The organism is Solwaraspora sp. WMMD792, assembly GCF_029626105.1.
GTDB lineage: Bacteria > Actinomycetota > Actinomycetes > Mycobacteriales > Micromonosporaceae > Micromonospora_E.
Window position 1 is genome coordinate 428,457 of record NZ_JARUBH010000009.1, and the last position, 26,495, is coordinate 454,951.

The 26,495-nt window shown below is 72.3% G+C and carries 20 protein-coding genes and 2 pseudogenes; 15 read left to right on the forward strand and 7 right to left on the reverse strand.

All coding sequences use genetic code 11. The annotated features are described in order from the left end of the window. Window positions 1-34 precede the first annotated feature (34 nt). The 15 genes from O7629_RS03460 (at window position 35) to O7629_RS03530 (ending at window position 18,270) form a co-directional block, all read left to right on the forward strand. Window positions 35-1,186 (forward strand): glycosyltransferase family 1 protein, encoded by a 1,152-nt coding sequence (locus tag O7629_RS03460; protein WP_278167448.1) that lies wholly within the window; start codon window positions 35-37, stop codon window positions 1,184-1,186. A 117-nt stretch (window positions 1,187-1,303) separates the two neighbouring features. Beyond that, a complete protein-coding gene (gene rph / locus O7629_RS03465) occupies window positions 1,304-2,032 on the forward strand; it encodes a ribonuclease PH (protein ID WP_278167449.1) in 729 nt (242 codons plus the stop codon). Beyond that, window positions 2,029-2,658 carry an RdgB/HAM1 family non-canonical purine NTP pyrophosphatase gene (gene rdgB, locus O7629_RS03470; protein WP_278167450.1) on the forward strand — a complete coding sequence of 210 codons (630 nt, stop codon included), beginning with the start codon at window positions 2,029-2,031 and terminating at the stop codon, window positions 2,656-2,658. The genes rph and rdgB overlap by 4 nt, the downstream gene beginning before the upstream one ends. A gap of 122 nt (window positions 2,659-2,780) precedes the next feature. Next, window positions 2,781-4,505 (forward strand): glycosyl hydrolase, encoded by a 1,725-nt coding sequence (locus tag O7629_RS03475; protein ID WP_278167451.1) that lies wholly within the window; start codon window positions 2,781-2,783, stop codon window positions 4,503-4,505. A 181-nt stretch (window positions 4,506-4,686) separates the two neighbouring features. Beyond that, window positions 4,687-6,624, forward strand: a complete 1,938-nt coding sequence (locus tag O7629_RS03480) for a hypothetical protein (protein ID WP_278174387.1) — start codon at window positions 4,687-4,689, stop codon at window positions 6,622-6,624. A 111-nt stretch (window positions 6,625-6,735) separates the two neighbouring features. After that, window positions 6,736-7,284, forward strand: coding sequence for a DapH/DapD/GlmU-related protein (locus O7629_RS03485; RefSeq protein ID WP_278167452.1), 549 nt, complete (start codon window positions 6,736-6,738; stop codon window positions 7,282-7,284). Continuing rightward, window positions 7,277-9,025 carry a lipopolysaccharide biosynthesis protein gene (locus O7629_RS03490; protein WP_278167453.1) on the forward strand — a complete coding sequence of 583 codons (1,749 nt, stop codon included), beginning with the start codon at window positions 7,277-7,279 and terminating at the stop codon, window positions 9,023-9,025. Before O7629_RS03485 ends, O7629_RS03490 begins: the two co-directional genes overlap by 8 nt. A 46-nt stretch (window positions 9,026-9,071) precedes the next feature. Continuing rightward, complete coding sequence (locus tag O7629_RS03495; RefSeq protein WP_278174388.1) at window positions 9,072-10,316, forward strand: O-antigen ligase family protein; 1,245 nt, start codon at window positions 9,072-9,074, stop codon at window positions 10,314-10,316. Further along, window positions 10,313-11,812 carry a lipopolysaccharide biosynthesis protein gene (locus O7629_RS03500; RefSeq protein WP_278167454.1) on the forward strand — a complete coding sequence of 500 codons (1,500 nt, stop codon included), beginning with the start codon at window positions 10,313-10,315 and terminating at the stop codon, window positions 11,810-11,812. Before O7629_RS03495 ends, O7629_RS03500 begins: the two co-directional genes overlap by 4 nt. Before the next feature lie 7 nt (window positions 11,813-11,819). Further along, a complete protein-coding gene (locus tag O7629_RS03505) occupies window positions 11,820-12,722 on the forward strand; it encodes a sulfotransferase domain-containing protein (RefSeq protein ID WP_278167455.1) in 903 nt (300 codons plus the stop codon). Then, window positions 12,719-14,056 carry a hypothetical protein gene (locus O7629_RS03510; protein ID WP_278167456.1) on the forward strand — a complete coding sequence of 446 codons (1,338 nt, stop codon included), beginning with the start codon at window positions 12,719-12,721 and terminating at the stop codon, window positions 14,054-14,056. Before O7629_RS03505 ends, O7629_RS03510 begins: the two co-directional genes overlap by 4 nt. Before the next feature lie 366 nt (window positions 14,057-14,422). Continuing rightward, on the forward strand, window positions 14,423-14,905 hold the full coding sequence (locus tag O7629_RS03515) for a UDP-N-acetylglucosamine--LPS N-acetylglucosamine transferase (RefSeq protein WP_278167457.1): 483 nt from the start codon (window positions 14,423-14,425) through the stop codon (window positions 14,903-14,905). A 76-nt stretch (window positions 14,906-14,981) separates the two neighbouring features. Further along, window positions 14,982-15,605 (forward strand): glycosyltransferase, encoded by a 624-nt coding sequence (locus O7629_RS03520; protein WP_278174389.1) that lies wholly within the window; start codon window positions 14,982-14,984, stop codon window positions 15,603-15,605. Further along, window positions 15,602-16,525: a glycosyltransferase family A protein gene (locus O7629_RS03525; protein WP_278167458.1), complete on the forward strand. Its 924-nt coding sequence runs from the start codon at window positions 15,602-15,604 to the stop codon at window positions 16,523-16,525. The genes O7629_RS03520 and O7629_RS03525 overlap by 4 nt, the downstream gene beginning before the upstream one ends. Window positions 16,526-17,001: 476 nt before the next feature. Then, complete coding sequence (locus tag O7629_RS03530) at window positions 17,002-18,270, forward strand: DUF4143 domain-containing protein (protein ID WP_278167459.1); 1,269 nt, start codon at window positions 17,002-17,004, stop codon at window positions 18,268-18,270. Window positions 18,271-18,372: 102 nt separating this feature from the next. On the opposite strand, the gene hutH is transcribed toward O7629_RS03530, so the two are convergent. From hutH to O7629_RS03560, 7 genes and pseudogenes are all read right to left on the reverse strand, one after another. Next, on the reverse strand, window positions 18,373-19,914 hold the full coding sequence (hutH, locus tag O7629_RS03535; protein WP_278167460.1) for a histidine ammonia-lyase: 1,542 nt from the start codon (window positions 19,912-19,914) through the stop codon (window positions 18,373-18,375). After that, complete coding sequence (gene hutI / locus O7629_RS03540) at window positions 19,902-21,086, reverse strand: imidazolonepropionase (RefSeq protein ID WP_278167461.1); 1,185 nt, start codon at window positions 21,084-21,086, stop codon at window positions 19,902-19,904. Before hutI ends, hutH begins: the two co-directional genes overlap by 13 nt. Next, entirely contained in the window at window positions 21,086-22,405 is a 1,320-nt protein-coding gene (locus O7629_RS03545) for a formimidoylglutamate deiminase (RefSeq protein ID WP_278167462.1), read from the reverse strand. Before O7629_RS03545 ends, hutI begins: the two co-directional genes overlap by 1 nt. Window positions 22,406-22,461: 56 nt before the next feature. After that, window positions 22,462-23,754 (reverse strand): allantoate amidohydrolase, encoded by a 1,293-nt coding sequence (locus O7629_RS03550; RefSeq protein ID WP_278167463.1) that lies wholly within the window; start codon window positions 23,752-23,754, stop codon window positions 22,462-22,464. Next, window positions 23,751-24,932 (reverse strand): annotated as a pseudogene (hutU, locus tag O7629_RS03555) (urocanate hydratase); the annotation flags it as partial. The pseudogene hutU and the gene O7629_RS03550, both read right to left, overlap by 4 nt. 114 nt (window positions 24,933-25,046) lie before the next feature. Continuing rightward, window positions 25,047-25,502: pseudogene (locus tag O7629_RS33585) on the reverse strand (urocanate hydratase); the annotation flags it as partial. A 21-nt stretch (window positions 25,503-25,523) separates the two neighbouring features. Beyond that, complete coding sequence (locus tag O7629_RS03560) at window positions 25,524-26,447, reverse strand: MurR/RpiR family transcriptional regulator (RefSeq protein ID WP_278167465.1); 924 nt, start codon at window positions 26,445-26,447, stop codon at window positions 25,524-25,526. Window positions 26,448-26,495: the final 48 nt, after the last annotated feature.

Sequence of the window (26,495 nt, forward strand, 5' to 3'; positions counted from 1 at the left end):
CTCGGCCACCCGCACGGGCGAGACCGTGACACCCATGCGCGTCGCGATCGTCACCGAGTCCTTCCCGCCGGACCTCAACGGGGTGGCGCACTCCGTGGTGCGGGTCGCCGAACACCTGGTCGCCCGCGGGCACGAGCCGTTGGTCGTCGCACCGGCGCCGGCACCGGCCGCCGCCGAGCGGGCGGAGGCCGGCGCCCACCCGTACCCGGTGGTCCGGGTGCCGAGCCTGCCGGTGCCGCTCTACCGCAGCTTCCGGCTCGGCCTGCCGAGCCGCCGGCTCACCGAGGTGCTGGCCGACCACGCCCCGGACGTCGTACACCTGGCCAGCCCGTTCGTGCTCGGCGCGCGAGGGCTGACGGTGGCCCGCCGGTTGCGGCTACCCACCCTGGCGGTCTACCAGACCGACGTGGCCGCCTACGCCCGCGCGTACCACCTCGGGTGGAGCGTGGCGACGGTCTGGCGCTGGCTGCGCGAGATCCACAACGCCGCGGACCGCACCCTGGCGCCGTCGACCGCCGCGGCCGCCGACCTGACCGCCAACGGCATCGACCGGGTACGCATCTGGGGCCGCGGCATCGACCCGGTCCGGTTCGCCCCGGCCCACCGCTGCGAACGGACCCGCCGCGAGCTGGCCCCCGGCGGTGAGACGCTGGTCGGTTACGTCGGCCGGCTCGCCGCCGAGAAGCGGGTGGACCTGCTCGCCGAGACCAGCCGGCTGCCGGGCGTACGGGTCGTGGTGGTGGGTGACGGACCGGCCCGTAAGGAGTTGGAACGCGCCCTGCCGGCGGTCCGCTTCCTCGGTGCCCGGCACGGCCGGGACCTGGCCCGGCTGTACGCCAGCTTCGACGTGTTCACCCACACCGGGCCGCACGAGACGTTCGGTCAGACCGTGCAGGAGGCGCAGGCCAGCGGCGTACCGGTGGTGGCGCCGGCCGCCGGCGGGCCGATGGACCTGGTGACGCCCGGGGTGACCGGGCTGCTGGTGCCACCCGGTGACCCGACGGCGCTCGCCGGGGCGGTCGCCGGGCTGGTCGCCGACCCGGCCCGTCGGGCCCGGTACGGCCGGGCCGCGCGGGCCGCGGTCGCCGGCCGCACCTGGGCGGCGATCGGCGACGAGCTGATCGAGCACTACCGTGCCGTGCTGGACGTACCCGGCGTCGTGGCCCGCCTGCCGGTCGCCGCCTGAGCGGACCGGTCCGGTCTGTGACCCGGGCGGTTTCGCGCCGCAGGGTGCCGACGGGGCCCGGGCGGTCCGGTGTGACCCGGACGGGGCCCGCAGCGGCGCGGCACATAGGCTCTGCGCATGGCACGACCCGACGGACGCACCCACGCTCAGCTACGACCGGTGACCCTGACCCGCAACTGGAGCATGCACCCGGAAGGGTCGGTGCTGGTCGAGTTCGGGCAGACCAAGGTGCTCTGCACCGCGAGCGTCACCGAGGGGGTGCCCCGCTGGCGGAAAGGGTCCGGACTGGGCTGGGTGACGGCCGAGTACGCCATGCTGCCGCGGGCGACCACCACCCGGTCGGACCGGGAGAGCGTCAAGGGCCGGCTGGGCGGCCGGACCCACGAGATCTCCCGGCTGATCGGGCGCAGCCTGCGCGCCGCCGTCGACCTGAAGGCGCTCGGGGAGAACTCGATCGTGCTGGACTGCGACGTGCTGCAGGCCGACGGCGGCACCCGGACCGCCGCGATCACCGGCGGTTACGTCGCGTTGAACGACGCGGTCAGCTGGCTGGCCGACCGCAAGGCGCTCAGCGGCAAGCCGGACCGGGTGATGCGGCGCTCGATCGCGGCGGTCAGCGTCGGCGTGATCGACGGCGAACCGCGGCTGGATCTGTGTTATCTGGAGGACGTCGCGGCCGACGTGGACATGAACGTGGTCTGCACCGGCGATGGGGACTTCGTCGAGGTGCAGGGCACCGGCGAGGCGGCGGTGTTCGGCCGGGACCAGCTCGACGCCATGCTCGACCTGGCGGTCGCCGGCTGCGCCGAGCTGACCGCCGCGCAGCGTAAGGTGCTGGACCGGTGAGCGCGGCACCGGCCGGGCGTACCCGGCTGCTGCTCGCCACCCGCAACGGCAAGAAGCTGACCGAGCTGCAGCGGATCCTGGACACCTCGCTCGGTGCCCACCGGGTCGAACTGGTCGGGCTGGCCGACCTGGAGCCCTACCCGGAGGTGCCCGAGTCCGGTCTCACCTTCGGCGAGAACGCGCTGCTCAAAGCCAGGGAAGGCTGCCGGTACACCGGGCTGCCGACGGTCGCCGACGACTCCGGGCTGGCCGTCGACGCGCTGGGTGGGATGCCCGGAGTGTTCAGTGCCCGGTGGTCCGGCCGGCACGGTGCCGACCTCGCCAACCTGAAGCTGGTGCTGGCCCAGCTCGCCGATGTGCCGGACGAACACCGGGCAGCGTCGTTCGTCTGCGCTGCGGCCCTGGTGCTGCCCGGCGGCAAGGAACACCTGGTCGAAGGACGCCAGTCCGGCCGGCTGTTGCGCGCCGGTCGCGGCGACGGTGGCTTCGGTTACGACCCGATCTTTCTCGGTGACGGCCAGGACCGGACCAACGCCGAGCTCAGCCCGGCTGAGAAGGACGCGATCAGCCACCGTGGCAAGGCATTCCGGTTGATGGCGAAGGTCGTCGCGAAGACCCTCGGATGACGCCGGTAAATTTAATTAGTGCTTAGATCTCTGGTTACGCGGCGTACATCTGAGCTCACCCCCGTTAGGCTCGCGCGGCAAGCTCATGCCACAGGGGGGCTGTTTTCTTGAGTAGACACAGATTGAGCGACGCCATCGCGCGTACCGGGTCCGGCCGCCGCCGGCTCATCGTCGGCGGCGTGAGCGCCGCGCTGCTGGCCGGCATGGTGGTCACCGCCCTGCCGTTGCTCGCCGACGACGAGGTCACCGTTTCGGCCACCGCGGACACCACCGCCACCGACGTGCCGCAGGACGGTGACAACGGGGCGAAGACCACCCTGGCCACCTGTCCCGCGCTCTGCGAACGCAACCCGCGGGGGGCCCGGGACGCGATCGTCGAGTTCACCGTCGACGAACTGCCGAAGACCGTCCGCAACCTGCGGGTCCGTCTGCAGTTGTACTCCTGGCAGGACCTGGACGCGCAGGTCACCGCGTACCGGACCGCAGTGGACGCCCGTCAGCCGCGGCCGTCGCTGGCCGGGGCGGACGGGATCGCCCGGACCGTCGACCGGGCACTCGCGACGCTGCCGACGGTCCGTAAGGGTTACAACGAGTGGGACGTGTCCGCGCAGGTCGGCGGCAACGGCACCTACACGTTCGCGCTGCGCCAGACCGGGCTGAACCAGCGTGTCTACTGGCCGTCGGTCGAATACCGCGACCAGTCGATCCGGCCCCGGCTGGTGATCAGCTACGAACCGGCGGCGGACGCGCCCAGCACTCCGCCACCGGCTGCGGCGCCCACTCCGTCCGCGCCGCCGAGCGCGCCGGTGCCGACCACCGCGGCCCCGTCGGCGTCCGCGTCGGCGTCCGCTTCGCCGACCGTCGCGCCCAGCGCGTCGGCAAGTCCGCCGGCCCCCGGCGCCGGCTGCGGCTCGGTGTCGGACCTGCTGGTGCCCGCCTGCGGTGCCTGGTGGGGGATGTACTCGCCGACCAGCGCCGCGAAGGGCTGGAACCACGGTGGTGCGGTCGCCGAGGTGGAGGCGCAGGTCGGGCGCAAGTTCGACATCGTGCACCGCTATCACGACTTCTCGAACGCCGGCAGCAACGGGGCGTTCCCTGACAAGTTCGAGCAGGAGCAGATGCGCGGCGGCCGGTTGATGTTCTTCGCCTGGGAGTCCCGGATCTTCTCCTCCGGCACCACGTTGAGCTGGCGGGACGTCTACAGTGGCCGGTATGACTCGGTGATCGACGACGTGGCCGGCCGGATCAAGGCGACCGGGGTGCCGGTGTTCATGGGCTTCGACCACGAGCCGGAGGACGAGCCGGCCAAGGGCAGCGATGCCGACTTCGTACGGGCCTGGCGGCACGTGCACCAGCGCTTCGCGAAGGCCGGCGCGGACAACGCGGTCTGGGTGTGGGTGATGATGGGCTGGTCGGGCCATTACGACCGGTACGCCGGTCTCTACCCGGGTGACGCCTATGTGGACTGGGTCGGCTACGACCCGTACAACTTCTACGCCTGCAACGGTGGCAAGACCTGGAAGGACCCACACACCACGGTCGGCGGGTTCTACCGGTGGCTGGACGAGCACCGCATCGGCGTGGGTAAACCCCGGATGCTGGCCGAATTCGGCAGCAACTTCCACCCGGACGACCCGGCAGCCAAGCAGCGGTGGTTCGAGCAGTTCCCGGCCGCGATCAAGGCGCATCCGAAGATCAAGGCGGTGGTCTACTTCAACTCCGCCGGATCGACGAGCACATCGGCCACCTGCAACATGACGATGAACCACAACCCGTCGGCGCTGGCCGGATTCACCAGGGCCGGCAAGGATCCGTACTTCCGGCAGCCGTTGCCGGGCCGGAGTTGACCTGGTAGGACGTTCCGCAAAACTGGTAGAAACCCGATCGGCCGCCGTCCGATCGGTGGATGTCTGACCCGGCTGGGGTTGGCGCACGCTGTCTGAGACAATTTCCCATCTGGAGGGAAGCGTGAACCAATCCCAGCCTGGCTGGCGTCTGTCCAGCGGCCGTCGCGTGTGGGCATCGTCCCTGGTCGCGACCGCTGTAGTGCTGACACTGATCATCGACGCGACGGCTGCGGGCGCCGCCGTCGTCCCCACCCCGGCTCCGGCCACTCTGGTCTCGACCAACCCGGCGGACCACACTCCACATGCCCGCAACGGCGAGGCCCGAGCGTTCGCCGAGATCGGTGGCGTGATCTTCGTCGGTGGCACCTTCACCGAGATCCGGCCGACCAGTTCGGCGACCTGGCAGGCCCGGCCGTACCTGTTCGGCTACCAGCGGTCCACCGGCGCGCTGGTCGCCGGCTTCCAGCCCGACCTGGACGGTGCGGTGAACTCCCTCGAGGTCACTCCGGCCGGTGAGCTGATCGTCGGCGGGGTCTTCCGCAACGTCAACGGAGAGGCCCGCCGCAATCTGGTCGCCCTCGACCCGGCGACCGGTGCCACGGTGTCATCCTGGGAGGGCCGCTCCGACGGCGGAGTGGTCCGCGACATGGAGGTCAGCGGCGACTGGCTCTACATCGGTGGCGCGTTCAACTGGGTCAACGGCACCCAGCACGCCGGGCTCGCCCGGCTGGACGTGGACACCGGCGCGATCGATCCGACCTTCGCGGTCGACATCGCGGTCGGCCGGCACGACGTGCCGCCGTACGTGTGGACGCTCGACGTCGCGCCCGACGGCGACACGCTGGTCTTCGGCGGCAACTTCCGTGAGGTCGACGGCCTGACCCGGGAGCAGATCGCGATGGTCGACCTGACCGGTACCCCGACCCTGGTCGACTGGGACAGCAACCACCGGTTCGCGCCGAACTGCTCCTGGCGGACCTTCACCCACTACGTGCAGGACATCAGCTTCGGCGACGACAGCAGCTACTTCGTCGTCGGCACCAACGGTGGCTCGGGCTGGCCGACCGCGTACTGTGACGCGCTGGCCCGCTACGAGACCGCCACCCGGGGCAGCGGCCTCAACGCCACCTGGCTCAACTTCACCGGCAATGACACCATCACCTCGGTGGTGGTCCGCGACGGCATCGCTTACACCGGTGGGCACTTCCGCTGGCTGAACAACCCGAACCGCAGCGACAACGCTGGCGACGGCGCGGTCGACCGACTCGGTATCGGTGCGGTGACGGTGGCGACCGGAATGCCGGTCAACTGGAACCCGCGACGCAGCGGCGGATCGGCGCTGCCGGCCGGTGCCAGCAGCTGGGGTTCCGCGGTACCGGTGCTCTGGTTCGGCTCCGACGGCCTCTACTTCGGCCACAACTCCGACGGCATGGGCAACGAGTACCACGGCCGGCTGGGTATGTTCCCCGACGCGGGCGGGCGGACCATCGTGCCGCGTAACCCACCGACCGACAGCACCGGCTACCTCTACCTGGCGGCGGCCAACGGCGACCTGACCAAGGTACCGTTCGACGGGGCCACGCTCGGCGCGGCGACCATCACCAACCAGCCCAACCTGGTCGACGCCGGCGCGGTGTGGCGGGTGCACGACCGAATCTTCTGGGCCCGCCCGGTCGCCGGCACCGAGACCGGCAGCCGGCTGGACATCTCGATCTTCAACGGCAGCAGCGTCGGCGGGCCGTGGGAGAGCTCGGGCTACAACTCCTGGTTCGACGCGTTGTCGCTGAACGCGGCGTTCTACCTGGACGGCCGGCTCTACTACACCCGCTCCGGCAGCGGCAACAACCAGCTGTTCTACCGGTACTTCGAACTCGACGGCAACTATCTCGGCGCCACCGAGTTCACCGTGCCGACCGACGGCGTCACCTGGAGCTCGGTCCGTGGCATGGCCTGGGTGGCCGGCAGCATCGTGTTCGGCTCGTCCGACGGGCGGCTGCGAGCGGTGCCGTTCGATCCGACCGCCGACGTCGCGGTGGCCGGCACCTCGGTGACCGTGCTGGCCGAGCCCGACCCGGCGCTCGACTGGACCAACCGGTCGATGTTCTTCGCGGCCGAGTGACCTGGCGGTAGACCGCCCGGTGACCGGAGGTGGGCCGGCGGCAGCACCGAGGCTGCCGGCCCACCGGCCATTTTGTATGGTGAGGCATCGTTGCACAGGGGAGGCGGACCGGTGGGGTCGAGCACACGTCGGCACGGCGCGTTGCTGCGGGTGTTGTTCGCCGTCAAACGGACCTACTACCAGCTGCGCTATCCCCGGCTGCGGCTCGGCCGGGACGTCGAGATCCGGGGCCGGGTCCGGCTGCGCCGAGGGGTACGGGTGACGATCGGCGACCGGACCCGGCTCAACAAGCTGGTCCGCTTCGCCGGCACGGGTGAGGTCACCGTCGGTGCCGACTGCCTGCTCAACGCCACCTGGATCGGCAGTTGGACCAGCGTCGAGGTCGGCGACCGCTGTCTGCTGTCCGACTGTGAACTGATGGACAACGACTTCCACAATCTCCCGCCGCAGCTGCGGCACGCACCGCCCGGCCCGGCGACCCGGGCACCGATCGTCGTCGGGGACAACGTCTGGATCGGGGCGCACGTCCTGGTGATGAAGGGCGTCCGGATCGGCCACGACAGCGTCGTCGGGGCCGGCACGGTGGTTCGCGTCGACGTACCTGACCGGGTCGTCGTGATCGGCAATCCGCAGCAGATTGTGAAGAAGTTCGATGAGTGACCAGCCAGCCCGGACCGTGACCCTCACCGACCTGCTGCGGATCCCGAGTCTGCGGTGGATGACGGTCGTCGCGGGTGCCGCGACCGGCCTGCTGTTGGCGATCGGCTACCTGGTGGTGGCCCCACCCGCCGCCTCGGCCACCGCGGTCGTCGCGGTCCGGCCGGTGGTCACCGACGCCTTCACCTATCCCGGGGCCGGTGCCGACCGTTCGGTCAACATGAACGTCGAGAGTGGCATCGCGGCCAGCACCGAGGTGCTTTCCCGGATCGCCGAGGCCCGGTCCTCCGACGTCGTGGAGGTCCGCCGGGCGCTGGAGATCGAGGTCCCCACCGGCGGCCAGATCCTACGGTTCACCTACTCGACCGGCACGGTCGACGACGCCGTCGACACCGTGAACCTGGCTGCCGCCACCTACCTGCAGGTCCGCCAGGAGATGTACGAGCGGCAGCGGACCGACATGCTGGCCTCCTACGACGAGAGCATCGTCAAGGTCGCCGAGCAGCAGGACGCGGCGCAGAGTCGGGTCGCCAACGCGAACAGCACCCCGGCGGCCGACGCCGCGCTGGCCGAGTTCGGCTCGCTGAGCAACCAGCTGACCGAGCTCAACGCGGCCCGTACCGAGATCGCCGCGATCGACGTCACGCCCGGCTGGATCACCCAAAGTGCCCAGCAGCAGCTGTCCACCGACGGTCCGCCCGGGATCCTGTACCTGGTGGCCGGTCTGCTGGTCGGCGCGGTGCTCGGGGTGCTGCTGACCTACCTGCGGGAGTCGGTGGACCGGCGGATCCGCAGCGAGGCGGAGGCCAGCGAGGTCGCCGGGCTGCCGCTGCTGGGCACCGTACGCCGCCGCGGGTTGCGGGTCGACGCGCGTACCGTCGATGCCGACGTCCGGTACGTCGGCATGGCCATCGCCGAACAGCTCCGCCAGGCGGTCCGTACCCCGGTGGTGGTGATCTCGTCGCGCAACCGGGAGGACACCACCCCGATGACCGCGAGCCTCGCCGTCGCACTCGCCGCCGACGGGCGGGACGTCTACATCGGCGACGACAGTCACCGGGTGACCGCGCTGCGCGACGCGCTGCTCGCCGACCGGCGCCGGGTGCCGTCCGGGCCGTTCGTGCCGGCCCAGCCGGGTGGCGCGGCACCGGCCCAGTCGGGTGCTGCGGCACCGACCCAGCCGAATGCTGCGGCACCGGCCCAGTCGGGTGGCGCGGAGCAGCGTCCCGGCGACAGCGGCGACCCGGAGAGCACCCTGATCTTCTCCCTGCCCAACGTCGACCAGGACCGCACGGTGATCCTGCCCCGGGTGACCGACACGGCGGACGCCCCGGCGGGTCCCGCCCGGCGCCCGTCACCCCGGCCGACCCCGGGTACCGGGCAGTCCCAGCCGTCGGGCGGGGACCGGTCGGCGGCCGGCGATCGCCCGGCCGGTGACGGCGGCCCGGTGGTGGCCACCATCCCGGTCCGTACGCTGCCGGCGGACGCGCTTACCGTCGGGGCCGGCATGGTCCGGATCGGCCTGTACGCCCAGGCACCGCGCGACGGGGGGATCGTGCTGTTCAACGCCCCACCGGCCGAGTCGGACGAGCGTGGCGTGCGGGAGGCGCGGACCGGCACCGCGATCGTCGTGGTCGAGCGGGACCGTACCCGGCTGGCCGACCTGCGTCGGTTGACCGACCGGTTGCGCGCCGCCGGGGCCGAGCCGCTCGGCTTCGTGCTCACCGGCAGCGGCCGTGGTTGACCAGGCCCGGCACCCCCCGGCGCTGCCGATCTGGCCGCTGTGGCTGATGTTCGGCCTGGTGCCGGTCTGGTGGCTCAGCGGGCTGTTCTACTTCGGCTGGCCGGTGTTCGGCGCGCTGCTGCTGATCGTCATGTTCGTCCGGGGACGGATCCCGTTGCCCGCCGGCGCCGGGCTCTGGCTGGCCTTCCTGGCCCTCGTGGTGGTCAGCGCCACCCAACTGGCCGACGTCGGCGCGCTGCTCACCTTCACCTTCCGGTTGTTGTTCTACGTCACCGCGATCGTCGTCTGCTGCTACGTGTACACGATGGCGCGGGAGCGGGACGCGTTGACGGTGGTGCTCGGCCCGCTGTGCGCGTTCTTCGTCGCCCTGGTGTTGCTCGGCTGGCTCGGCCTGCTGATGCCCCGGTTCGGCATGGTCACCCCGTTCGAACTGGTGCTACCGGGTGGGTTGTCCGGCAACCCGTTCATCCGGGACATGGTGCACGCCCAGGCGACCGAGTACAGCGCCCGCTCGACCAATCCGATCTTCCGGCCGGCGGCCCCGTTCGCCTACACCAACACGTTCGGCAGCACGTTTGCCATCACCCTGCCGGCGGTGGTGGCCTGCCTGCTGCTCGGTGCCCGAGGGCCGGCCCGGACGGTCCTGCTGGTCGCCCTGCCGTTGTCGCTGCCGCCGGCGTTCCTGACCCTCAACCGGGGCATGTTCCTCAGCCTCGGCGTCGGGCTGGCCGTGCTCGGCCTGCGGGCCGCGGCCCGGGGCAACGTCAAGGCGTTGGCGTCCATGCTCGGGATGCTGGCCGTCGGCGGGCTGGTCACCCTGTTCATTCCGATCGGCGAACTGATCGAGCGCCGGGTGAGTGTCAGCGACACCAACACCGACCGGCTGTCGCTCTACCTGGAGGTGCTGCGCTGGGTCCAGCGGTCGCCGCTGCTCGGTTTCGGTGCACCGGTGCAGGTCGACACGGTCACCGCCGACGCGCCGATCGGCACCCAGGGCCAACTGTGGGCGGTGCTGTTCAGCCACGGTATTCCGGCGTTGGTCTGCTTCATCGGCTGGTTCGTGATCGTCGGGCTCCGCTGCTGGCCGGCCCGGACGGCGGCCGCGCAGTGGCTCTCCGTCGTGCCACTGATCGGCCTGGTCCAACTGCCCTTCTACGGACTGGTCAACCAGAACCTGACTGCGATCTTCTACGTCGCCGGGGTGGCGTTGGTGCTCGTCGACCGGGAACGTCCGGGCCGCCCGCCCAGTCAGCGTCCAGTCCCGCAGCCTCTGGCCGGGGCCGTACGGTGACCGCCGCCACCGATCAGCGGGAGACCCGGCGTAGCGCCCGCAGCGGCGCCATCGGACTGGCCGGCGCGGCGGTCAGCGGGCTGTTCGGCTTCGTCCTGGCGGTGGTCATCACCCGCGGCTACGGGCCAACCGGCGCGGGCGCGTTCTTCGCCGCCGTCGGACTGCTCACCGTGGCCACTGCGGTCTGCACCCTGGGGGCCGAGACGGGACTGCTCTGGGCGTTGCCCCGGCGCCGTACCGGCGCCACCGGGGACGCCGCCCGGATGCTGCCGGTGGCGTTGCTGCCGCCGCTGGTGTTCGCCATCGTGGTGGCCGTCGTCGGGCTGCTGGTCGCCCCGCAGCTCGCGGACGGCCTGTTCGACCGGGCGAGCACGGAGACCGTACGCCTGGTTCAGCTCTGCGCGGTCGGGTTGCCGGTGCTGGTCGCCACCGGTCTGATGCTCGCGGCCGTACGCGGAGTCCGACCGATCGGCGGCTACGTGGCGGTGCAGTTCTTCCTGCTGCCGATCGGCCGGCCGGTGCTGGTCGGCCTCGCCGCGCTGGCCAGCGGCGCAGTGCTGCTCGGGTTGGCCGGCTGGCTGGTGCCGGCGCTGGCCGCCCTGCTGGTCTGCGCCGGTCTGGTCGCCGGACCGCTCGGTCTGGGGCGCGGCGCCCGACTGCGTGCCGGGTCGGCGGACTGGCGTGGCTTCTGGCGGTTCGCGCTGCCGAGGGCCGGCTCGGCCGCCATCGACGCGGGCAGCATGTGGATCGGGGTGCTGCTGGCTGTCGCGCTGGCCGGGCAGGCCGAGGCGGGCATCTTCGGCGCGGTCGGTCGGTACATCCTGGCCGGGCAGCTCGCCCTGCAGGGGCTGCGGGTCGCGGTCGCGCCGCAGCTGTCCCGGCTGCTCGGCGCGGACCGGCCGGCCGAGGCGGCGGCGGTGCACCGGCAGACCACCAGCTGGGCGATCGTGCTCTCCTGGCCGGTCTATCTGCTGCTGGCGGTCTTCGCGCCGGGTTTCCTGAGCATCTTCGGGCCGGAGTTCGCCGCCGGCGCCACGGCGATGACGGTGCTGGCGGTCGCGATGCTGGTGAACGTCGCGGTCGGCAACGTGCAGACGTTGTTGCTGATGAGTGGTCACAGCGGCCTGCACCTGGTGGCCACGCTGGTGAATCTGACGGCGACGGTGTCGTTGGCGTTCTGGCTGGTGCCCCGGCACGGGGTGCTCGGCATGGCGGTGGCCTGGGCCACCGGGATCGTGCTGGAGAACCTGATCGCGGCGACCGCCGCCCGGCTGGTGGTCGGGCAACCACTGGTGGACCGCCCGGTGTCGGTGGCGGCGGCGGCGACGTTGGCCGGCGTCGGGGCGGTCAGCGTGGTCGCGGTCGCTGCGGCCGGCCGGGACGTGGCCGGCCTCGGTACCGCGTTGGCTCTGGTCGGCGCGGTCGTGATCGTAATGTCGGCGCTGCCGGGTGTGCGGCGCCGGGTGTGGCGCAGCGTCAGACAGAGAGGTGGGTGAGACGGCCATGGCGTCCATCAGGGACCGCATCAAGCAGGCGGTACCGACCCAGGTGACCGACCGGGTACGCGAGTCGATGGTGCACTACGGAGTACGTACCAGTCACCGTCGCCCGCTGCCGGACTTCCTGATCATCGGCACGAAGCGCGGCGGCACCACGTCGCTGTGGAACTACCTGATCCAGCATCCGCTGGTACCGCGGCTCTTCCCGGCCTGGAACACCAAGGCCACCCACTACTTCGAGGAGCACTGGTCGCGGGGGGAGGCGTGGTACCGGTCGCACTTTCCCACCGAGCGTCAGCGCGCCGCGCTGACCGCCCGGTACGGCGGCCCGGTCCGTGCCGGTGAGGCCGCTCCGCTGTACATGTTCCACCCGACGGCCGCCGAGCGGGTCCAGCAACTGCTGCCCCAGGTACGGCTGATCGTGCTGCTGCGCGATCCGGTGGAGCGGGCGTACTCGCACTGGAAGGAGCGGCGGACCGAGGGCAAGGAGCCGCTGGACTTCCCGCAGGCGTTGGCGAGCGAGCCGGAGCGGACCGCCGGTGAGCGCGACCGGCTGATCGCCGACCCGAACTACTTCTCCGAGCCGTACGACTGGTACACCTACCGGGCGCGCGGGCGCTACCTGGAGCATCTCGAGCCCTGGCTGGACCGGTTCGACCGCGCCCAGTTCCTCTTCCTGACCAGCGAGGAGTTCTACCGCGACACCCGGTCGGCCTATCTGCGTACCCTCGATTTCCTCGGCCTGCCCGGGCATGAGCTGCCGACGTTCAAGGTGTACAACGACCGCCGGTCGGCGCCGATGGACGACGCGCTGCGTGCCGAGCTGACCGCCTACTACCAGCCGCACAACGAGGCGCTGGCGCAGCGGCTGGGGTTGCGGCTGGACTGGGCCGGGTCGCCGCGATGACCGGCACCGACCCGCGTCGCCGCGACGACGGTCTCGGCTGGGTGACCCGGGCGGTCTTCCCGGACGAACGGGTGCGGCTGACGCTGCTGCCGGCCGGGGCGTCGCAGCCGGCGCTGGATCCAGCCGACCGGCTGCTGGCCCGGTACGCGGTGGTGCCGTCGCCGGCCCGGGCCCGGTTCCTGTTGCCGTTGGGGCCGCGTCGGGTGACCGCCGCCTCGGTCTGGGCGTACAACGCGCTGCGCCCGCTGCGGGTGCGGCTGCCCCGGGCGTTGCTCGGTCTGGCGGCCCGGACCGGGGTGCTGCAGGTGACCCGGCCGGCGGTGCTGACCGTGTCGGCCGGGCCGGAGCCGGCCGGGCAGTTGACGCTGGTCGACCATCTGGCGGCGCACTCCGGCGGGGCGCGCTGGTACGCGGCGATCGGGGTCCGTCCGCCGGACCCGAACCACAAGCCGACGGTGCAGCTGTTCGACGAGGCCGGCCGGCCACGCGGCTACGCCAAGATCGGTTGGAACGACGCCACCCGGGAACTGGTCCGTGCCGAGGCCGCCGCGTTGGCGGCGGTGGCGCCGGTCGCGGGGGTGGGCGACCATCCGGTGGTGCCGAGGTTGCTGGCCGCAGGCGAGTGGTCCGGTCAGGCGGTCACCGTCGTCGAACCGCTGCCCGCCGACGTGCGGGGGGTCGGGGTGGGCGAGCCGCCGCAGGTCGCGGCGGTGCTGGCGGTCGCCCGGCGGGGTGGTGCGCCGGCCGCGCCGCGGCCGCTGGCCGGCTCGGCATTCCTGGACCGGCTGCGGCGGACGGCCGCTGCGGCCGCCAGTGACCCCGACGGTACGGCGGCGGCCGGTCGACCCGACGGTACGCCGGCGGCCGGCGGGCCTGCCGCCGGCGCCGCCGACCCGCTGGCCGGACGCCGGCTGGCAGCGGCGGTGGAACGGCTGGCCGAGCGGTTCGAACAGGTGCGGGTCGAGTTCGGTCACTGGCACGGCGACTGGGTGCCGTGGAATCTCGGCCGGTACGCCGGCCGGCTGGTCGCCTGGGACTGGGAGCACAGTGGCCCCGAGGTACCGGTCGGCTTTGACCTGGCGCACGATGCCTTCCAGCGCAAACTGGTGCTCGACGGGGCTCCGGCGGCGAGCGCGGCGGCTGCTGTGGACGCCCAACTGCACCGGCTGGCCCCAGCGTTGGGTGTGGACGCCGAGCGGCGGCGGCTGATCGTCCAGAGTTACCTGATTGAGATGTGGCTACGGACCTGGCGGCTGGCGGCTGGCGGCGCCGGTTGGAATCCGGCGCTGCACCCGGCGCTGCTGGACGTGATCGAGCAGCGGGGCGCCGACTGACAGTTGCCCTGGATCGTCTCATATATTGAGACACCTTTGTCGTGTGCCCGACGTCAGGATTGTCGATCATGTGATTGCCAGCTTGTCGGCGGTGGCGCCGGGGGTCTGCTTACCTACTAATCCTATCGAACGGATAGAAGATCTCTCACATTCTTGGGCACGGATAGTAACTGCTTGTTGGAATGCTCAGTTGTCGGACGGTTTCGGTGTGTAGTTGCGAACTGTGGTGATCGGGGATGTTGTCGCAGGTCAAGTGGATCGACGGGAAGGTGTCAAGCGACCTCCGCCAATTTTCTTTCCGGCCGTGGTCGCATATATTGTTAATCCAAACAGCGGTTGGCCGGCTAGTGAACTCTGGGGGCGTCTGTGGCCAACAACGTGCCTGACGTTGACAGTGCACCCACGCTCCTGCTCGTCGGCTCGAGCGGTGGTCACCTCGCGCAGTTGCTTGCGCTCGAGCCGTGGTACGTCAACCGAACCCGGTGCTGGGTGACCTTCGACACGCCGGACGCCACGTCGCTGTTGCGTGGCGAGGATGTCATGTGGGCGCACCATCCGACGACCCGGAACCTGCGGAACCTGGTCCGCAATGCCCGGCTCGCCGCGCGGATCTTCCGGCGGCGGCGGGTCGCCGCCGTGATCACCACCGGTGCCGGAGTGGCCTTTCCCTTCGTGTTTCTTGCCTGGTTGCGCGGGGTGCCGGCGATCTACATCGAGGTCTATGACCGCATCGACACGGCGACGCTCACCGCGCGGCTGTGCCGCCCTTTCCTGTCGGCGATGCTCGTGCAGTGGGAGGAGCAGCGGCGCCAGTACCCGGAGGCGACCGTCGTCGGCAACCTGCTATAACTGTGCGCATTTATAAACGACGATGACATGTCAACGTAACAAGAGTAGAAGTGGCCAGGTCAAGGAGTTGATCGTGGTGGAATCCGCGTTGTCGAACACCGGGCCGACCAGCGTCGCCGCACGAATCCCCCGGCAGCGCGGTGGGTCGCGTACCGGCACCATCCTGGTCGCTGTCGGAACCGACCGGCACCGGTTCGACCGGCTGATCGGCTGGCTGGAGGACTGGCACGCCGCTGCCGCCGACCGAGCCGAGCTGATTGTGCAGTACGGGCACAGCCGGGCACCGGAGCTGGCCGGGGCGATCGACTTTCTCGACCACGACGCCCTGCAACAGGCTATGCAGCGGGCCACCCTGGTGGTGTGCCACGGCGGCCCGGCGACCATCCTCGAAGCCCGTCGGCACCGGCATCTGCCGATCGTCGTACCCCGGGATCCCACTCTGGACGAGCACGTCGACGACCATCAGATGCTGTTCGCCCGCCGGCTGGCCGACGCCGGGCTGATCCGGCTCTGCCAGTCGCGTACGGCGCTGTTCGAGGCGCTGGAGGCCGGGCTGCGCGCCCCGGCGAGCTTCGGCGTCACCGCCGACGCCGGCACCGACACGGCACGACTCGCGGCCGTCGCCCGGGTCGGCGAGATCATCGAAGGGCTGATCTCGTCGGCGAACCCGCGCCGCGTGCTCAGCCGGCGGTCGCGTTGACCGCCGGCCGGGCCCCGACGATCAGCGTCGTGGTCCCCACCCGGGACCGGCCCGAGCTGCTACGCGAGGCCATCGCCGCGATTTGCGAGCAGGACTATCCGGCACCTGTCGACGTGGTCGTGGTCTACGATCAGTCCACCCCGGACACCACGCTGGCCAGTGACGACCCGCACCGGCCGGTCCGGGTGATCAGCAACGGCCGGACCGCCGGCCTGGCCGGTGCCCGCAACAGCGGCATCCTGGCCGCGACCGGCGAGCTGGTCGCGTTCTGTGATGACGACGACCGGTGGCTCCCCGGCAAGCTCGCCGCCCAGGTCGACGAGCTGCTCGCCCACCCGGACGCCGAGTTCGTCAGCTGCGGCATCCAGGTCAGCTACGACGGCACCGTCAACGACCGGGTGCTCGACCTCGACAGCGTGTCGCTCGCCGCGCTGCTGCGGGACCGGATGACCGAGCTGCACCCGTCGACCTTCCTGATCCGCCGCGCGGCGCTGGTCGACGGCTTCGGGCTGGTCGACGAGGAGATTCCGGGCAGCTACGCGGAGGACTACGAGTTCCTGCTCCGGGCCGCCCGCAGCGCGCCGCTGCGCAACCTACGTACGCCGTACGTGCTGGTCCGCTGGCACAAGCGGTCCTATTTCGCGCAGCGCTGGGACACCATCGCCACCGCCCTGCAGTGGCTGCTGGACCGCTACCCGGAGTTCGCCACCGAGCCGGCCGGCGAGGCCCGGGTCGCCGGACAGATCGCCTTCGCCGAGGCCGCGGCCGGGCACCGCCGCGGGGCGATCCGCTGGGCCCGGCACACCCTGGCCCGCAACCCGCGCGAGCCGCGCGCCTACCTCGCCCTCGCCGTCGCCAGCCGAGCGGTACGGCCGGACCTGGTGCTCCGTACCCTGCACAAGCGCGGCCGGGGCATCTGACACCGGTACGTGCCGCCCTGCTCGCCGGTGTCCACTAGGTCGCCTTTGGAGGTTGATTGGTGGGGTTCGCCGCTGCCGTTGGTGCTTGATTCAGTTCGTACTCAGATTCTTCCCATATTTACGCTCTGGCGTCTTTTGGTGACGCTGTGGTCGCCGTAGGGTGCTGGCTACCTGTGTTGATCTTCGGGGTGGCTATGTCGGATCGTCGGGCTGGTCGGGTGTGGTTGTCGGGTGTGCCGTGCCGGGTCGCTGGGGTGACGGTGGTGGTGGCGTCCGCGTTGGTGGCTCCGCAGGAGGTGGCTGCGCCGGTGGGGACGGCGGTGGAGCCGGAGGTGGCCCAGCGGTCGGTGCCGGTGGCGGAGCATGTGCCGGCTGGGGTGGACGGCGAGGCGTCGCTGGCGGATTTGCCTGCGATTGGCAGACTAGAACCTCTGCGATTGGCAGACTATGGGTCCTGCGTTTAGTAGAGTGCCTCTGTGGTCGAGTATCGGCGCCGCGTCCTGGACGGCACGCTGGATGAGCTTCAGCCGCATCTTCGTGCCTTGTCGATCCACGGGCCGAAGGGGGTTGGGAAGACAGCGACGGCGATGCAACGAGCCGCGTCGGTCATCGATCTCAGTCTGGCCGCCCAGCGCGAGATCGTCACGGCTGACCCGTCGATCCTGACCCGGCTGCCGGGGCCGGTGCTGGTGGACGAGTGGCAGCGCCTGCCCGAGGTGTGGGACTACGTGCGGCGTGCCGTCGATGCCGGCTCCCCGCCCGGTCACTTCATTGTCGCTGGAAGCTCGGCACCGCGGGGCGCAGTCGTCCACTCCGGTGCCGGGCGGATGGTGCCGATGCGGATGCGGCCGCTGAGTCTGGCCGAGCGGGCCATCGAAACGCCGACCGTGAGCCTGGCGGCGCTGCTGGCGGGCGACCGCGTCGTCGGCGGTGCCACCAAGCTCCGGTTGACGGACTATGTCGAGGAGATCGTGGCGTCGGGCTTTCCTGCCATCCGTGGATTGCCGCCTCGGGTGCGTCGAAGGGAGTTGGACGCGTACCTGGACAACGTCGTCCAGCGGGAGTTCCCCGAGCAGGGCTATCCGGTTCGCCGGCCGGCCGTGCTGCGTGCGTGGCTAGCCGCGTACGCGGCCGCGACATCAACCACGACGGCGTACTCGAAGATTCTCGACGCGGCAACCGCCGGGCTGGCGAACAAACCGGCCAAGGAGACCACCCTCGCCTACCGCGACGCCCTGACATCACTGTGGCTACTCGATGCGATACCGCCGTGGATTCCCAGCCACAACCACCTGGACCGGCTCGGCCAAGCGGCCAAACACCACCTTGCCGACCCAGCGTTGGCTGCCCGGCTGCTCGGGCTCGACGGCGCCGCGCTGTTGCGCGCCGAGCAGGGCAGCACGGACCGGCCAGAAGGCACGATCCTCGGCGCGCTCTTCGAGCACCTCGCCGCGCTGAGCATTCACACCTACGCAGAGGCCGCGGAGGCCCGAGTTGGTCATCTGCGCACCCGCAACGGCGATCACGAGGTGGACCTGATCGTCCAACACGCGGACGGCCGAGTGCTGGGTGTCGAAGTCAAGCTGGCCGATCGCGTCGAGGACGCCGACACAAAGCACCTGCGATGGCTCCGCGACCGCATCGGCAAGGAGCTGATCGATGGAATTGTCGTGTACGCGGGCGAACACGCCTTTCGGCGCCGCGACGACATCGCGGTCGTACCGCTGGCCCTACTCGGCCCGTGACCCTGAACGAGGCACCATCCGGCGCGGGTCGGCGGCAGCGACGTCATGCGCGAGCAGCTCACCCACCTTGTGTCCAGCAGACAGGCGAACGTCACCGTCTGGTCAGTGCAGGGGGCCGATCTCGGATTCGATCGCGGTGCGCAGCTCCCGGCCGGCGACCACGTCTCGGACGGCTTCCAGCACCGGGGCCAGGAAGATGTCCGGCCCCGGCTGACCGGCCAATGCGCCGACCAGCTTCACCGCCGCCTGGCCGGCCGGCGACGGCCGTAACGGGGCGCGCAGCTGCAGACCGCGTACCGCCGCCAGCAGCTCCACCGCCAGCAGGCTGGTCAGGTTGTCCAGCACGGTACGCAGCTTGCGGGTCGCCGCCCAGCCCATCGACACGTGATCCTCCTGCATCCCGGAGGTCGGCACCGAGTCCACCGAGGCCGGTGCGGCCAGCCGGCGGTTCTCCGCGACGATGCCGGCGGCGGTGTACTGGGCGATCATCAGCCCGGAGTTGACCCCGGCGTCCGGGGACAGGAACGCCGGCAGGCCCCGGGACCGGTTCACGTCCAGCAGCCGGTCCACCCGGCGTTCGCTGATCGACCCGACCTCGGCGGCCGCGATGGCCAGGAAGTCGGCGGCGAAGCCGAGTGGCGCGCCATGGAAGTTGCCGGTCGACTCGACCCGTCCGTCCGGCAGCACCACCGGGTTGTCCACCACCGACCGCAGCTCCCGGCCGGCGACCGTGCCGGCGAACGCCAGCGTGTCCCGGGCCGCCCCGGCCACCTGCGGCGCGCACCGCATCGAGTACGCGTCCTGCACCGCGTGCAGCAGATCGTCGCGGTGCGAGTCCATCACCGCCGAGTCCTGCAGCAGCCGGTGGATGTTGCCCGCCGACACGCCCTGACCGGGATGCGGCCGGATGGTGTGCAGGTCGGCCTGGAACGGCCGGTCCGAGCCGAGCATCGCTTCGATCGCCAGCGCGGCGGTGACGTCGGCCATGGTGAACAGGTGCCCGGCGTCCTCGACCGCCAGCAGCAGCATGCCGAGCATCCCGTCGGTGCCGTTGATCAGCGCCAGCCCCTCCTTGGCGGCCAGCTCCACCGGGGCCAGCCCGGCCCGACGCAATGCCACGGCGCCGTCGACCCGGTCCCCGGTGTCCGGGTCCCGCGCCCAGCCCTCGCCCATCAGCACCAGCGCGCAGTGCGCCAACGGCGCCAGGTCACCGGAGGCACCGAGCGACCCGTGCTCCGGCACCCACGGAGTGATCCGATGGTTGAGCAGGTCCAGCAGCGCCTGCGCGAGCAGCGGACGCACCCCGGAACGACCCAGCGCCAGCGACCGCACCCGCAGCACCAGCATGGCCCGGACCACCTCGTCGGGCATCGGCGCGCCGACCCCCGCCGCGTGCGAACGGATCAGCGCGTGCTGCAGCTCCGAACGCCGGTCCGGTGCGACGAAACTGCTGGCCAGCGCACCGAACCCGGTGGAGACGCCGTACACCGGGCGGCCGTCGCGTTCGATCGACTCGACGATGTCGCGGCTGCGGGTCATCGCCGCGACCGCACCGGGGCTCAACTCGACCCGTGCCCCGTCCCGGGCCACCGCCCGCACCTGTGCGGCGGTCATCCCGTCCGGTTCGATCGTCACAGTGGACATGTCGGTACTCCGTCGTGCAGGACCTGATGGATCAGCGGCACACCCGGCCGGTAGGCCAGGTGCAGATGGGACGGTGCCTCGAGCAGCAGCAGGTCGGCGCGGGCACCCGGGCGCAGCACGCCGACGTCGGCGCGGCGCAGCGCTCGGGCACCGCCGGCGGTTGCCGCCCAGACCGCCTCCGCCGGGGTCATCGCCATTTCCCGGACCGCCAGCGCCACACAGAACGGCATCGACGTGGTGTACGACGAACCCGGGTTACAGTCGGTGGCCAAGGCCACTGTGGCGCCGGCGTCGAGCAGCCGGCGGGCGTCCGGGTACGGCGACTGGGTGGAGAACTCCGCGCCCGGCAGCAGCGTCGCCACCGTTGACGACCCAGCCAGCGCGGCGACGTCCGCATCGGACAGATAGCTGCAGTGGTCGGCGCTGGCCGCCCCCAGCTCCACCGCCACCGCCACCCCAGGGCCGGGACCCAGCTGGTTGGCGTGCACCCGTAACCCCAGGCCGGCCGCGGCCCCGGCGGCCAGCACCGCGCGGGCCTGGTCGGCGTCGAACGCGCCGCGTTCGCAGAACACGTCCACCCAGCGGGCGTACGGGGCTGCGGCGGCCAGCATCGGGCCGGTGACCAGATCGACGTAGCCGTCGGGGCGGTCCGCGTACTCGGCCGGCACCACATGGGCGCCGAGGAACGTCGTCTCGTCGGTGAACTCCGCCGCCACCCGCACCGACCTGGCCTCGTCGGTGACGCTGAGCCCGTACCCGCTCTTGATCTCGATCGTGGTGCTGCCCTGCCGCAGCGCCTCACGGCGCAGCCGCCCGACGGTGCAGCGCAGCTCGTCGTCGCTGGCGGCGCGGGTCGCCGCCACCGTGGTCCGGATGCCGCCGCCGTCGTAGCGGACCCCGGCCATCCGGGCGGCGAACTCGCCCGCCCGGTCCCCAGCGAAGACCAGATGCGCGTGACTGTCCACGAAACCGGGCAGGCCGGCCCGGCCGCCCGCGTCCAACCGCCGGTCGGCGGCCGGTGCGTGCGCCGCGCGCCCCACCCAGGCGACCCGGTCGCCGTCGACCAGCACCGCCGCGTCGGTGAGCAGCCCAAGCGGCCCGCCGTCGTGCGCAGGGTCGTTGGTGACCAGCTCCCCGATGCCGGTCACCAGCAGCGTGCCGCCCGCCGCCATCACCGGGTCAACGCCCGGATCGCGGCGACCAGTTCGGTCGGTACGTCGACGTGCAGATGCCGGCCGTCGGCGACCACCGGACGGCCGTCGACCACCACGTCGGTGACGTCGGCGGCGGTCGCCGCGAACACCAGCCCGGCCGGGTCGACCCCGGCGGTCCGTACGCTGTCGCATCGGACGGTGACCAGGTCGGCGCGGGCGCCGACCGCGATCCGGCCGGCGTCGGCCCAGCCCAGCGCGGCGTGCCCGGCTCCGGCGGCCATCGAGATCAGCTCGCCGGGGGAGAAGTGCCCCCGCCGGCCGGTACGCAGCCGCTCGTGTGTCTCCACCGCCCGTGCCTCCTCGAACAGGTCGACCACCGCGTGGCTGTCACTGCCCACGCTGAGCGTGACCCCGGCGGCCGCCAGCGGGCCGGCCGGGCCGATCCCGTCGGCCAGGTCCCGCTCGGTGGTCGGGCAGAGGCAGACCCCGGCCCGCGCTCCGGCCAGCAGCGTCACGTCGGTATCGGTCAGGTGGGTGGCGTGCACCGCGGTCGTCGTCGGGCCGAGCACCCCGGCGTCGGCCAGCAGCGCCGTCGGGGTCCGACCGTACCGGGCCAGACAGGCCGCGTTCTCCGCCGGCTGCTCCGACAGGTGCACGTGCAGCGGGGCACCCCGCTGCGCCGCCGCCCCGGCGACGACCGGCAGCTCGGCGGCCGGTACCGCCCGTACCGAGTGGACCGCCGCGCCGGCCCGGACGTGGTCGCCGGTGGGCCGCCACCCGGCGGACCGGTCCGCCCAGTCGGCCGCGTCGGCGTCGCCGAACCGGCGCTGCACCCCGGCCAGCGGTGCCCCGTCCACCCCGGCGGTCAGGTAGCAGGTGTCCAGCAGGGTGAGTCGCAGCCCGGCGTAGGTGGCGGCCTGCGCGAGCGCGTCGGACATCACGTTCGGCTCGGCGTAGCGCCGGCCCTGCGGATCGTGGTGCAGGTAGTGGAACTCGCCGACGCAGGTCACCCCGGCGAGCGCCGCCTCGGCGTACACCGCGCGGGCCAGCGCCAGGTAGCTGTCCGGGTCGAGGCGCCCGGCGACCGCGTACATCCGGTCCCGCCAGGTCCAGAAGCTGCCCCGGTCGTCGTGGGTCCGCCCGCGCAGCGCCCGGTGGAAGGCGTGCGAGTGGGTGTCGGCCAGGCCGGGCAGGGTCACCCCGGCGAGCCTCGGTACGCCCGGCGGTGCCGCCACCCCGGCGGTGACCGCGGTGAACCGGCCCGCCTCGGCCTCGATCAGCACCCCGGCCGCCGGGGCCGGCCCACCCAGCCAGGCGTGTTCGGCGTACCACCTCATCCGCGCCGCCCCGGTTGCCGGCACCTTCGTCCGGGCCGCCCGATCCGCCGGCCGCCTCATTCGCCGGCCAGGTCGGCCAGCGCGGCGGCGAGGGCCCGCACCCCGGCGGCGCAGTCGTCGTCGGTGGCGTGCTCGTCCGGGGCGTGCGACACCCCGGTCGGATTCCGTACGAAGATCATCGCCGTCGGCACGTGTCCGGCCAGGACGCCGGCGTCGTGCCCGGCGGCGGTTGGCAGCACCGGCACCGCGCCGGTCGGCAGCACCGGCACCGCGCCGGTCCGCCGCGCACCCACCGCCATGGCGATCCGGTCGGTCAGGTCCGGGTCGAAGGCGACCGGCGGGCTGTCCGACTCGCGGACCACCGCCACCGACGTACCGTCCGCCTGTGCCCGGGCCGCCGCGTCGGCCCCGACCGCCTCGACCAGCGTGGCCAGTGCGGTGGTGTCGGCGGCCCGCGCGTCCAGCCAGGCGTGCACCTGGGCCGGGATCGCGTTGGTGGCGTTGGGCCGCACCGAGATCCGGCCGATGGTGGCGTGCGCGCCCAGCCGGCGGGCCTGCGCATCGGCGGCGAGTACGGTGTGCGCGCAGGTCAGCATCGGGTCCCGGCGGTCGACCATCCGGGTGGTGCCGGCGTGGTCGCCGGACCCGGTGAACTCCAGCCGCCACCGGCCGTGCGGCCAGATAATGCTGGCCACCCCGACCGGGGCGCCGAGGTCGACCAACGCCCGGCCCTGCTCGACGTGCAGCTCGACGAAGACCCCGATCCTGGCCAGCCGGTCCGGGTCCGGTCCGGCCGCCGCCGGGTCGGCGCCGGCCGCCCGCATCGCCTCGGCCACCGTCACCCCGTCGGAGTCGGTCAGCGCCAGCGCGTACTGCGCAGACACGCCGCCGGTGAGCAGCCGCGATCCGAGGCAGGCCAGGCCGAACCGGCCCCCCTCCTCCTCGACGAACGCGGCGACGGTCACCGGCCGGGCCGGGGTGAACCCACGGTCCCGCAGCTCGTCGACGGCGAGCAGCGCCGACACGATGCCCAGCGGCCCGTCGTAGCCGCCGCCGTGCGGCACCGAGTCGAAGTGGCTGCCGGTCACCACCGCCGGGGCATCGGGGTCCACACCAGACGGTACCCAGTCGGCCCACAGGTTGCCGTTGCCGTCGGCCCGCACCGCAAGCCCGCGTCGGACCGCCTCGGTGGTGAACCACTCCCGGCAGGTCAGCTCCGCCGCCGACCAGGCGTAGCGCAGGTAGCCGCCGGTGCCCGGGTCACGGCCGATGTCGGCCAGCTGCGCCCACATCGCCCGGAACCGTTCGACCAGCGGATCAGCGGCGGTCACCGGGGCCGGGCCGGTCATCGGCGGCCCATCGGCACCGGCAGGTCGTGCGCGGCGGCGATCTGACCGGCCAGCTGGTAGCCGGCGTCGACGTGGCGCAGCACCCCGGTCGCCGGGTCGTTGCGCAGCACCCGTTCGATCTTCTGCCCGGCCAGCGCCGACCCGTCGGCGACGCAGACCTGACCGGCGTGGATCGACCGGCCGATGCCGACCCCGCCGCCGTGGTGGATGCTCACCCAGGACGCGCCGCTGGCCGTGTTGACCAGGGCGTTGAGCAGTGGCCAGTCGGCGATCGCGTCGGAGCCGTCGGCCATCGCCTCGGTCTCCCGGTACGGCGACGCCACCGACCCGCAGTCCAGGTGGTCCCGGCCGATCACCACCGGGGCGGCCAGCTCACCGCGGGCCACCATCTCGTTGAACCGCACCCCGGCGAGTTCCCGTTCGCCGTACCCGAGCCAGCAGATCCGGGCCGGCAACCCCTGGAACGCGACCCGTTCGCCGGCCAGGCGGATCCAGCGGGCCAGCGCCTCGTTGTCGCCGAACAGGTCGAGGATCGCCCGGTCGGTGGCGGCGATGTCGGCCGGGTCGCCGGACAGCGCCGCCCACCGGAACGGGCCTTTGCCGGCGCAGAACAACGGCCGGATGTACGCCGGCACGAAACCGGGGAAGTCGAACGCCCGGTCGTAGCCACCGAGCCGGGCCTCGTCGCGGATAGAGTTGCCGTAGTCGAACACCTCCGCGCCGGCGTCGGCGAAGCCGACCATCGCGGCGACGTGCCGGGCCATCGACTCGCGGGCCCGCTGCGTGTACTCCTGTGGTGCCCGGCCGGCGTACGCCGCCGCGTCGGCCAGCTCGACCCCTTCCGGCAGGTAGCTCAGCGGGTCGTGGGCGCTGGTCTGGTCGGTGACGATGTCGATCTCGACGCCGTCGGCGAGCAGCTGCGGGAAGACGGTCGCCGCGTTGCCGACCACGCCGACCGACAGCGCCCGCCGGTCCCGCCGGGCGGCCTGGGTCAGGGCGACCGCCTCGGTCAGCGAGCCGGCGACGGTGTCCAGGTAGCCGGTGGCGACCCGGCGGGCGAGTCGCTGCGGGTCGACGTCGACGATCAGGCACACCCCGCCGTTCATGGTGACCGCGAGCGGCTGCGCGCCGCCCATCCCGCCGCAGCCGGCGGTCAGGGTCAGCGTGCCGGCCAGCGACGCGGCGCCGACCCGGTCGATCCAGGCCGGCGGCGCGGTCGGGTCGGTGACCTCGGCGGGAGCGCCGTCGGCCGCCAGTTTGGCGTCGGCCGCCAGTTTGGCGTCGGCCGCCAGTTTGGCGGCGACCGCCGCGAACGTCTCGTAGGTGCCCTGCAGGATGCCCTGGGTGCCGATGTAGATCCACGAGCCGGCCGTCATCTGCCCGTACATGGTCAGGCCGAGCTGTTCCAACCGGCGGAACTCCGGCCAGGTCGCCCAGTCGCCGACCAGGTTCGAGTTGGCCAGCAGCACCCGGGGCGCCCATTCGTGGGTGCGCAGCACGCCGACCGGCCGGCCCGACTGGACCAGCATCGTCTCGTCGTCGGCCAGCTCGGTCAGCGTCGCCACCAGCGCGTGGTAGGACGGCCAGTCCCGGGCCGCCCGGCCGGTGCCGCCGTACACCACCAGGTCGTCGGGGCGTTCGGCGACGTCCGGGTCGAGGTTGTTCATCAGCATCCGCAGCGCGGCCTCCTGCGGCCACCCCTTGGCGGTACGGGTGGCGCCGCGCGCCGCCCGGATCAGCTCAGCCATGTCGCGGTCCCTTCCGGGTAGTCAGCCGATGAAGACGTTGCGCTGGGCGGCGGAGCGCTCGAACTGCTCCAGCCGGCGCTGTGCCTCACCCGGTGCCGCGTCGCAGATCGCCTGCAACAGCACCATCGCCAACGCCATCGGCGCGGCGTGCAGGTCGAACACCAGCTGGTCGCCGACCGGGGCGGGCAGCACCAGGTCGGCGTGTTCGGCGGCCGGGCTCAGTAGGGAGTCGGTGATCAGCACCACGGCCAGGCCGACGGCGCGCGCCTCGACCAGCGCGTCGACGGCCTCCCGGGGGTAGCGGGGCAGCACGATGGCCAGCAACGCGGTCGCGCCGGCCTCCCGGGTCTGCTCCAGGCGCTCCGGAAGCAGGCTGCCGCCGCTGTCGAGCACCCGTACGTCGGGGCGGACCTTGGCGGCGAAGAATCCGAAGTAGGTGGCCAGTGGTGCGGCGGCCCGCAGTCCCAGTACCGGCAGCGGGGTGCTGCCGGCCAGCAGGGTGCCGGCGGCGGTGAGTCGGTCCCGATCACCCAGCTGGTCGGCGAGCGTGCTCAGATGCCGGGCCTCGGCGCGTACCGCGCGCTGCATCTCGTTGTCGGCGGCGTAGGCCCGCCGCCCGCCGCGCCGGGACTCGCCGCGCGGTGCCGGCAGGCCGGCCGCGCCGCCGGCCTGGCCGGTGCCAGCCGGGTTGACGGCGAACTCCCGTAGCCGGCGGCGCAGCGCCGGGTAGCCGTCGTAGCCGAGCGCCATCGCGAACCGGGTGACCGACGGCTGGCTGACCCGGGCCAGCTCGGCGACCTCGGCGGCGGACAGGAACGCGGCGGAGCCGGCGTGCTGCACCAGGCTGTGTGCGATCCGTCGTTGGGTGGGGGTGAGGCGGACACCGGTGAACAGGTCGAGCACCCGTTCGGCCGAAGCGGCCGGGACGACCTCGCTGTCATTCACCATGACACTGTATGCAATATTTCATTCAGCCGGCAACGGTGGCCGCGA

Bases quoted from the DNA above. Each gene is read 5' to 3' on its own strand.
- O7629_RS03460 (WP_278167448.1), top strand. From the start codon at position 35: ATGCGCGTCGCGATCGTCACCGAGTCCTTCCCGCCGGACCTCAACGGG.
- rph (WP_278167449.1), top strand. From the start codon at position 1,304: ATGGCACGACCCGACGGACGCACCCACGCTCAGCTACGACCGGTGACC.
- O7629_RS03490 (WP_278167453.1), top strand. From the start codon at position 7,277: ATGAGTGACCAGCCAGCCCGGACCGTGACCCTCACCGACCTGCTGCGG.
- O7629_RS03495 (WP_278174388.1), top strand. From the start codon at position 9,072: ATGTTCGGCCTGGTGCCGGTCTGGTGGCTCAGCGGGCTGTTCTACTTC.
- O7629_RS03505 (WP_278167455.1), top strand. From the start codon at position 11,820: ATGGCGTCCATCAGGGACCGCATCAAGCAGGCGGTACCGACCCAGGTG.
- O7629_RS03510 (WP_278167456.1), top strand. From the start codon at position 12,719: ATGACCGGCACCGACCCGCGTCGCCGCGACGACGGTCTCGGCTGGGTG.
- hutH (WP_278167460.1), bottom strand. From the start codon at position 19,914: ATGTCCACTGTGACGATCGAACCGGACGGGATGACCGCCGCACAGGTG.
- hutI (WP_278167461.1), bottom strand. From the start codon at position 21,086: ATGGCGGCGGGCGGCACGCTGCTGGTGACCGGCATCGGGGAGCTGGTC.
- O7629_RS03545 (WP_278167462.1), bottom strand. From the start codon at position 22,405: ATGAGGTGGTACGCCGAACACGCCTGGCTGGGTGGGCCGGCCCCGGCG.
- O7629_RS03550 (WP_278167463.1), bottom strand. From the start codon at position 23,754: ATGACCGGCCCGGCCCCGGTGACCGCCGCTGATCCGCTGGTCGAACGG.